Annotated in this window: 6 protein-coding genes; 2 read left to right on the top strand and 4 right to left on the bottom strand. The window is 34.0% G+C overall.

What is annotated here, in order from left to right; translation table 11 throughout:
- Positions 1–226: 226 nt before the first annotated feature.
- The 4 genes from KQI49_RS18180 to KQI49_RS18165 are packed head-to-tail and all read right to left on the bottom strand — an operon-like array spanning position 227 to position 3652.
- Positions 227–880 carry an ATP-binding cassette domain-containing protein gene (locus tag KQI49_RS18180; protein WP_216490988.1) on the bottom strand — a complete coding sequence of 218 codons (654 nt, stop codon included), beginning with the start codon at positions 878–880 and terminating at the stop codon, positions 227–229.
- Between the two features lie 20 nt (positions 881–900).
- Entirely contained in the window at positions 901–2418 is a 1518-nt protein-coding gene (locus tag KQI49_RS18175; RefSeq protein WP_216490987.1) for a hypothetical protein, read from the bottom strand.
- On the bottom strand, positions 2411–3214 hold the full coding sequence (locus KQI49_RS18170; RefSeq protein ID WP_216490986.1) for an ABC transporter permease: 804 nt from the start codon (positions 3212–3214) through the stop codon (positions 2411–2413). The genes KQI49_RS18175 and KQI49_RS18170 overlap by 8 nt, the downstream gene beginning before the upstream one ends.
- Positions 3215–3268: 54 nt before the next feature.
- The gene (locus KQI49_RS18165; protein WP_216490985.1) at positions 3269–3652 is read right to left on the bottom strand and encodes a hypothetical protein; all 384 of its coding nucleotides are present in this window, start codon (positions 3650–3652) and stop codon (positions 3269–3271) included.
- A 569-nt stretch (positions 3653–4221) separates the two neighbouring features.
- Between KQI49_RS18165 and KQI49_RS18160 the strand changes: the two genes are divergently transcribed.
- Together KQI49_RS18160 and KQI49_RS18155 are read left to right on the top strand one after the other, a co-directional pair.
- Complete coding sequence (locus tag KQI49_RS18160; RefSeq protein WP_216490989.1) at positions 4222–4836, top strand: recombinase family protein; 615 nt, start codon at positions 4222–4224, stop codon at positions 4834–4836.
- Between the two features lie 60 nt (positions 4837–4896).
- Positions 4897–7854, top strand: coding sequence for a Tn3 family transposase (locus KQI49_RS18155; RefSeq protein ID WP_216490984.1), 2958 nt, complete (start codon positions 4897–4899; stop codon positions 7852–7854).
- Positions 7855–7950: the final 96 nt, after the last annotated feature.

The following is a 7950-nucleotide window of genomic DNA, read 5'->3' as shown; positions in this document are numbered from 1 at the left end:
GGGGTCCTACCAACAAAACGCGGAAAACATACGCTAAGCAAAATTCGACATAAAGAAAGCCGATTTTTCCTACGCTAAGGAATTCGGCTTTCATTTTATTAGTTGAGAGGACGCAGTGAATTTAAGCTTCTTATTTTCGTCATATCAAAGGTGTATTCACTAATAAAATTGACATGTTCCCATCCTAGGGGTGAAATGTGCTTTAATAAGTACTGCCTAATTAAATTCAGATTTTTAATGTGCTCTCATACGACTCAAGTGTATAATTATTAATTCGCATTTGTTCATCGCACAAAAAGTCTAAGTCCTCTTGATTATGACTTGTTAGTATGATAGTTTTTCCCTCTTTTTTGAAACCAAGTAACAAGTTACGAATCTTTTTTACGCTATCTACATCCAAAGCATTAAAAGGCTCATCCAAAATTAATACACTCTGATTTTCCATAAATGATTGGGCAACAGCTATTTTTTGTTTCATACCTAAAGAGTAATTCCTCATTTTCTGTTTTATAGAAGGGTCTAAACCTACTGCCTCCATAGCCATACAGATTTCCTTTTCTGAAATCTCTCCTTTTATAGAGGCGAGCGACTTTAGGTTTTCTAACCCTGTTTTACTACCAATAAAACCCGGTCTGTCTATTATGACTCCAAAATTTTCCGGAAAGTCATTATCGTTTTTCATGTATTTCGAGTCAATAACAATCTCCCCGTCATCTGGATTAATGAAACCACAAATCATTTTAAAAAGCACAGATTTCCCTGAGCCATTGTGACCTTTGATTCCATAGATTTTTCCTTCTTTAAAAGAAACATTTACATTTGAAAAAAGTGAAATTCCTTTAAAAGACTTACTTACATTAGATAATTTTATTAGATCCATTAAAAGTTATCCCTTCTAGTTTATATAGATAATTTCTTTTTAAAAAGAGTAAATATAATTATACCTTCCACCAATAAGCCTATGAACAGATAGAGAGTAATTTTGAATACATTTAAATTTGCTAATAAACCAAAACTGTTTAACCCGAATGGAAGTAAGTGAGCAGTGTTAACAAAAGGTAACATAAGAACCATAAATAAGCCTAAAGCTACTAACCCGTAGTAACTTTCATTAAATAACCAAGAGACAATAAAAACAATTAGAATATAATTCAGCATTTGCAATAGACTATTCACAAAAAAGTGGTAAAGAGTGACATAATAACTGCTTGGAACATCAATCAAAAGATTCTCAAATGAAAATTGATAGCCTTTTAGGTATCCTATAATTATTATTAAACATAAAAGAAAAACCAAAAGTAAAATGATAGATAAAATCACATTCTTCATAAATATCTTAAACCACTTATAATAACTTTTATACCTTATTAACTCGTAATACAACCTGTCTGTTAAAATGGCATCCAAATGCATTTGAAAGAGATAGCAAAAACCTAAGAACACAATGGAATAGTATACATGTTGTAATACTGCAAAGTCTTCAATATCTACCCCATAGAATTTCAGATACATAAAGTCACCCATCGTTTTTCCTATTCCGTCATATTCCAATATATTCGTAAACAAGCCTACAAAAATTAGAGCTATATAAATTAAATATGGAGTTAAACTAAATAAGTTTGATTTATTTATAGTTTTCATTCTAATCAAAGTATTAAGGCTCAAGATTAATACAAGAGAAAGCAACATTATGATTGGGGCTAATATAATGGAATCAAAAGATGCGTAAGCATGATAAAGAAAAGCATAATTTGCCACCGATAAAAAGCTAAAATTCTCTGGTAAAAATTGAAAAGAAGCAGCTGAATATAGAAAAACAAGACAACTCACTATGATTAATACTATTTTTTTTTGAGTATATATATACAGAGCACAGAGTAACAAGAATATGGTGCATAGAAATAAAGTAATATAAAATAATTGAAAAATTAAACTTAAAATAGGGCTTAGCCCTGTTTGAATTAAGCTGGACAAAATTCCTATGTTATTAATATCACTTGTATAACTATATATACTCCATTCATTGTCTAATGTATAAGTACTAGTCATAAAAATGAGCATTAATGTTCCTGCAAAGATCAATAAGTACATAAAAAAGTATTTTTTCATGCTCTTAGCGACTTGGAAGATCCAACCATTGAAGCTCCCCAGCCTAATAATAAAAGAGAACTCAAAACTTTTTTCTATATAATATACGCAAAGAAAGAGCCAAATTGGCAAAAATAAATATATAAAAAGGTAAGGGTCACTTAGTAGTGATAACGCAATATCCCAAAAATTAAGTTGGTATATACTATCGGCTTTCATCAGTAAATTTTGTTTAATTGAAAGCGAATAAAAGAGAACTATTATGGTAACTAACAAGAAAGAAGCCATTGCAAATTTGTTATCTCTCCACCTATTCATTTGATCAATCAAACCTCTTATTATTTATATTGTTTAATAATCTGAAAAACATAGAACCTGTAACACCAACCACAAATAAAAAAGGGATGAACGCTATATAAATAGGTTGTTGTTCAACGTTAAAAGGGAAAATTGAAGCGTCAAGTAAAAACATTGGGAAACCTAACACTGCAATAATAAAGGAACCTATATGATAAAATAAAAATGGTATGGATAGTGCCACAAAAGTATTTCTAAACAACAGAGTAGCTAACATTGCCATGGAAGAGTACAAAACGGCATTGAGGGCTACCCATCCAGAGTAAGTTAAACCATATAATAAAGTGCTATACTTTATTAGCTGTGTAAAAGTAAACATACTTATATCGTAATCTAATAGACCTTCAGTTGTTAAATTAATATTTTCAGGTTCATAATTAACAAATCCTAAATGTGGTTCTATATAATAAGAAAATAAAAAAATAATGAAAACAACAACGAAGAAACTCAAAAAAACAAGAATGCTATTGCTAATTAATTTTATAAGTATGTATTTTTTAAAATCAATTCTAACACGGGTATACGTTATATAATTATTTGACAATTCATTAGAGAATGGTTGTGCATATATAAGAACAACTAATAAAGGAAAAAGAAAAGGAAGAAAAACAGACATATTAAAACTGAAAAGATCTAATGAATTTACCAATGAAAATTGATCTATTCTATAGATATTATAAATTATAGGGATCAAAATAAGCCCAGCGATAATAATACTATTTTTAAAATTTAAATTTCGATAAAGTTCGATACTAATTAATTTTGCCATTACTACACTCCACTTAAGATCTGAGGGAAGAAAATCTTCCCTCAAAAATTTATACTAGTTAGATCTCCAGCTGCCTCTAGATTGTGTGTCAACTCTAGTAGTTAAATCATTGCTAAATTGTAACTTTGTTCTAGTTCCCTTGTTATGACCATTTGTCAATTGTCTAGAATCCCCAGCCTTAACATTTCTAGCCCACTTACCATTAGATCCTCTTGAGGTAGTGCGAACATCTACGTTGTAGCCACCGTTACTTGTATGAGATACATCGGCTTTTTGACCTGCTACAGATTTTTTTTGTTCAGCACTGTAACCGTTTCCGTTGAATTTCCCCACGGTAGTATCATATTTTATATAATTATGACCTGCTTCTGCAAAACTAGCAAACCCCAATAGTCCTAGAACCGTTACCATGCTGATAAGAAATTTTTTAGATTTCAATTTTATAACCTCCTTCGTTTTATATTCGGCCGAATATAAAACCAGTATATCTTATTTGTTTACAAATATATATAATAATGTTTCGACAATAATCGCGTTTATAGTTTATAATGCTAGGATTTTTTCTATTAGTAATTGTTTGCTCTATTGGAATCATTAGGTTCTCCTAATCCCACACCAGTCATGGAAATGGGATTATAATTCATGCCTTTGAAATCTTTGTCTTGGGTCCATTCCGTTCAATTCTCCATCTATTCTGGACCTATTCAACTCATGGATTAAAGTTTTTACGGAAAGGTGAATTATTTTCAACCTGGCAATACAACAATCTGATCACTTATTAAATTACAATTTATGTCGGATTATTGGTTTAAGGTATAAGGTTTATCAATTGTTTATAAAAGTACACATTTACGAACAGCTTATAATCCTCACAAATTACTAAAATTATGTGTACGCAAATATCATAAAAACATTTACGAACGTTCATCGATTTACGTATACTTTTGCGAACAAATTATAGTATAATGAAGAAAGAAAAACAGACAGAAAGAGTGAATGTATTTAATATGGAAAAACGGAAGTACGGATACATTCGGGTTAGCAGCAAAGACCAGAATGAGGATCGCCAAATTATCGCAATAAGGGAAAAAGGCATTAATGATCGTGACATTTTTATGGATAAGATGAGTGGAAAGGATTTTGAAAGAGAACAATATCAACTTTTAAAACGAATTCTCCGTCCGGGGGATGTGCTGTATATCCATTCTCTTGATCGCTTTGGCCGGAATAAAGAGGAAATCGTGCAGGAATGGAATGCCATTACCAAGGAACTTCGGGCTGACATTGTTGTTTTGGACATGCCCTTACTTGATACTACTCAATATAAAGACAGTATGGGAACCTTCATAGCAGACCTTGTCTTGCAAATCCTCTCTTGGATGGCACAAGAGGAACGGGATCGAATACGAAAACGCCAGCGTGAGGGAATTGATGCAGCAAAGCAGCAAGGCAAAACCTTCGGCCGCCCTAAAGTACAAATCACAGATGGGTTTATGGATGCTTATCACGAATGGAAAAAAGGTAATATTACAGCAACGAGTGCGATGCAACAAGCAGATGTTAAAAAAACGACATTCTACAAACTTGTTAAGCAAGTGGAAAAGGATACTGTAGAAATTTAATCTCTCTTTTATTGTGCGAGCAAAAACAATAAGCCTTTGTTTATGAAAGGATGGTACGAAATGGCTTCAAGAGGAAAAGAATTACTTACAGCAGATCAAAGAGCAGAATTTGTACGAATACCAATAAGTATGACTGAACGTGAATTAGAAATCTATTATACTTTTTCGAAACGTGATCTTGAAATAATTAATCGACACAGAAGGGACCATAACCGTTTAGGGTTTGCTGTCCAATTATGCGTTTTAAGATATCCCGGTTGGTCTCTCTCGTATGTTGAACCTATACCGGATTATGTGATTCAATATATAGCAAAACAAATCGATGCTGATCCCAATTCTTTTTCTTTATATGCCAAACGAGATCCAACCAAGCATGAACATTTGGAAGAAATTCGACAAGTATATGGTTATCAGAATTTCACTGCAAGCAAGTATCGTAATGCTGCACACTTTTTATTGCAACACGCCTTGCAAAATGGTAATGCGATGTACCTACTTCATACAGTTCAAGAACAATTACGGAATCAAAAAATAATATTTCCCGGAATAACCACCATAGAAAGACTGGTTTGGGAGACCCGTCGGAGAGCAGAGGGAAAAATATTCAAATCTTTAATTAAACCTCTTTCAAATTGGCAAAAACAACAACTGGATACACTTATCGATCCCTTTGTGGAAAACAGGAAAACGACATTAGCATGGTTAAGGGAACTTCCTGGCCAATCGTCACCCGATGCCTTTTTAAAAGTAATTAAGCGTTTGGAATATATCAAGGATTTGAAACTTCCAATGATCATACAAGAGGTGCATCCCAATCGATTGATTCAATTATCACGTATTGGAGCACGTTATGAACCTCATTCATTTCGTAGATTTAAAGAGGATAAGAAATATGCCATTCTGGTAGCATACCTTATGATACTCAGCCAAGACTTAATTGACCAAGCAATAGAAATTCATGATAGGCAAATGATGATTTTACAATCAAAAGGTCGCAAAACACAAGAAGAAATGCAAAGGGAAAATGGAAAAGCAGTTAATGAAAAGGTTATTCATTTTGCAGACATTGGGGCCGCGCTTATTCAAGCGCGTGATGAAAGGCTCGATCCATTTAGCACCATCGAAAAAGTAATGTCGTGGGATAAAATCATTACCTCCGTAGAAGAAGCTAAAAAATTAGCTCGACCAATGGACTATGATTATCTTGATTTGCTTGGAAATCGATTCACTTATCTGAGGAAATATACTCCTGCCCTTCTTAATTCATTGGAGTTTCGTTCTACAAAAGCATCAGAGCCATTGATACGTGCTTTAGAGACATTGAAAGAAATGAATGAATCTGGAAAAAGAAAAATACCAGATGAGGCTCCGTTGGATTTTGTTCCAAAACGTTGGCAAAAACATGTTTATGATGAAGATGGAACAATAAATCGACATTATTATGAAATGGCTGCCTTAACGGAATTGAAAAATCATATTCGTTCAGGAGACGTATATGTTGTCGGAAGTAGGCTACATAAAGACTTTGAAGAGTACCTTGTTACTAAAGAGGACTGGACAGCAACAAATCTCGAAGAAACTAAGTTAGCAGTTCGTTCTTCAGCAGAGGAATACTTAGAAGAACAAAGGAAAGCACTAACTCAACGACTCACATGGATTTCAAATAATCTTGATGATCTTGAAGGAGTAAACGTCGAAAAATCTAAACTTAGACTGGACCGTTTAGAAAAAGACACTCCAGAAGAAGCACGAAACTTTAGTTTATCCCTGTATAATATGTTGCCAAAGATAAAACTCACTGATCTTTTAATGGAGGTAGCACATTGGACAGGATTTGATAAAATGTTAATACATGCCTCCACTAATCGACCACCAAAAGGAGAGGAAAAACCTGTTTTGATGGCTGCACTTATGGCAATGGGAACAAATATAGGTTTGACTAAAATGGCAGATGCTACACCTGGAATTACTTATCACCAAATGGCTAATGCTGCCCAATGGCGTTTGTATGATGATGCTATCAGTCGTGCGCAAGCTACATTGGTAAATTTCCAAAAAAAATTAACCCTTGCTTCATATTGGGGTGATGGTACCACATCTTCATCTGACGGAATGCGGGTACGGGTGGGTGTATCATCTTTGCATGCCGAAGCAAATCCTCATTATGGTACAGGTAAAGGTGCAACCATTTATCGGTTTACAAGTGATCAATTCTCTTCTTTTTATATGAAGGTCATTAATACGAACGCAAGAGATGCTGTTCATGTAATTGATGGATTACTTCATCATGAAACGGAATTAAATATTGAGGAGCATTATACCGATACAGCTGGTTATACGGATCAAGTTTTTGGTTTAAGTCATTTGTTAGGTTTTCGATTTGCACCTAGACTACGTGATTTAGCTGATGCTAAACTTTACACCATTCAAAAGCCAAGTGATTTTCCTGAATTGGAAAATTTACTTCGTGGTCGAATTAACACAAAGGTTATTCAGGAAAACTTTGATGACGTTCTTCGACTAGCCCATTCCATTAGAGAAGGAAAAGCATCTGGTTCGCTGGTTATGGGGAAGTTAGGTTCATATGCAAGGCAAAACAAATTAGCCACTGCCTTACGGGAAATGGGAAGAATTGAAAAAACGATTTTTATCTTGGATTACATATCCAGTGAGGCATTACGTAGACGAATACAGCGAGGATTAAATAAAGGAGAAGCCATGAATGGTTTGGCAAGAGCATTATTTTTCGGGAAACGTGGCGAGTTACGGGAAAGGGGCTTACAAGATCAGTTACAACGCGCAAGTGCATTAAACATTATAATTAACGCAATTAGCGTATGGAATACTGTATATCTAACTGAAGCAACAAAACTGTTGGAGGAAAAAGGAAATTTACGAGAGGACCTACTAAAACATATCTCGCCATTGGGATGGGAGCATATCAATTTTCTTGGTGAATACACCTTTGATATGACAAAAATAACAGACCTAAATTCCCTGCGCCCTCTTAACCAATAAAATAAAAGCCGAGGATTCCTTAACGTAGGAAAATCGGCTTTCTTTATGTCGAATTTTGCTTAGCGTATGTTTTCCGCGTTTTGTTGGTAGGACCCC

Origin of the sequence: Virgibacillus sp. MSJ-26 (genome assembly GCF_018918075.1) — a bacterium.
Classification (GTDB): domain Bacteria; phylum Bacillota; class Bacilli; order Bacillales; family Amphibacillaceae; genus MSJ-26.
Note: the sequence above shows the minus strand (reverse complement) of the source record. Positions and strands in the feature narration are given on the sequence as shown.